Here is an 842-nt window from a genome sequence, read left to right as displayed (position 1 = left end):
AGAATGAAATAACGGAAGGCCGAGTAACAGAAATATCAGTCCTCCCGGATGGTGTTTGTATTTACATAGAGCGGGAAATCGGCTCAGGTTGCAGTGAGGGGTACGGAGTTAATGATTTTGGATACGATGTTTTCATGAAACGGGAAGACGCGGAAAAGGCTATTAAGGAGGCATAACCATGAATGAAAAAGAGGCATTGCAAAACATAAGAAATCTGACAAAACATCTGGACAATAGTGATGATCGCTTGGTGGATACATTTAGACTGGCGATTATCGCACTGAATAAGCAGACGCCGAAAAAACCAGATTATGAGGGCGACGGATATGACCGCAAAGGAAATATGATATATGATACATGGGTTTGCCCGAATTGCGGAGAAGAATATGAGGTTGACTATGACGATTATAAATACTGCCCGAATTGCGGACAAAGATTAGATTGGGAGGAAAACCATGCAGAAAGTTGTTAGAACCGCACCAACCAGAAAAGGATACTGGTATGATGAAGAGAAAATGAAATATCTGTCAGAGTTACTAAAAAATGGATGGAAAGTGGTCATGTGCAACAGGATAGGAGAAGACCTTGAATACATAGTGGAGAAGGAAGAGCCATGAACAATCAGAAAGCATTGGATGACAAAATTAGCTATGGGGTATTTTGGAAACGGAGTGGCAATGAAGAATGGACTCTATTTGCAGGGTGGCTGCCGTTCAGCAACGCCCGGAACATATACACTGGACTGGCCTTAAACCCCAGTTGCAAGGGAAGGAGAATTGTAGAGAGGGTCGAAACATTTGAGGTTTACCAAGAGGTGATGCCATGAAAGCAATATTAAAATA

Annotated in this window: 3 protein-coding genes; all 3 read left to right on the top strand. The window is 42.2% G+C overall.

Features of this window, described 5'->3' with window-relative positions; genetic code table 11:
* Positions 1–178 precede the first annotated feature (178 nt).
* The 3 genes from WMO65_RS26345 to WMO65_RS26335 are packed head-to-tail and all read left to right on the top strand — an operon-like array spanning position 179 to position 826.
* Positions 179–472 (top strand): DUF7577 domain-containing protein, encoded by a 294-nt coding sequence (locus tag WMO65_RS26345; protein WP_033144112.1) that lies wholly within the window; start codon positions 179–181, stop codon positions 470–472.
* Positions 456–617, top strand: coding sequence for a hypothetical protein (locus WMO65_RS26340; protein ID WP_227212202.1), 162 nt, complete (start codon positions 456–458; stop codon positions 615–617). Before WMO65_RS26345 ends, WMO65_RS26340 begins: the two co-directional genes overlap by 17 nt.
* Positions 614–826: a hypothetical protein gene (locus WMO65_RS26335; protein WP_148393779.1), complete on the top strand. Its 213-nt coding sequence runs from the start codon at positions 614–616 to the stop codon at positions 824–826. The genes WMO65_RS26340 and WMO65_RS26335 overlap by 4 nt, the downstream gene beginning before the upstream one ends.
* The last annotated feature ends 16 nt before the right edge of the window (positions 827–842 follow it).

The organism is Blautia caccae (assembly GCF_040095955.1).
GTDB classification, from domain to species: domain Bacteria; phylum Bacillota; class Clostridia; order Lachnospirales; family Lachnospiraceae; genus Blautia; species Blautia celeris.
The sequence above is the reverse complement of the archived record's forward strand: the minus strand, read 5'-3'. Positions and strand labels throughout refer to the sequence as shown.

Coding starts and splice junctions, on each gene's coding strand:
- WMO65_RS26345 (WP_033144112.1), top strand. CDS start 179: ATGAATGAAAAAGAGGCATTGCAAAACATAAGAAATCTGACAAAACAT.
- WMO65_RS26340 (WP_227212202.1), top strand. CDS start 456: ATGCAGAAAGTTGTTAGAACCGCACCAACCAGAAAAGGATACTGGTAT.
- WMO65_RS26335 (WP_148393779.1), top strand. CDS start 614: ATGAACAATCAGAAAGCATTGGATGACAAAATTAGCTATGGGGTATTT.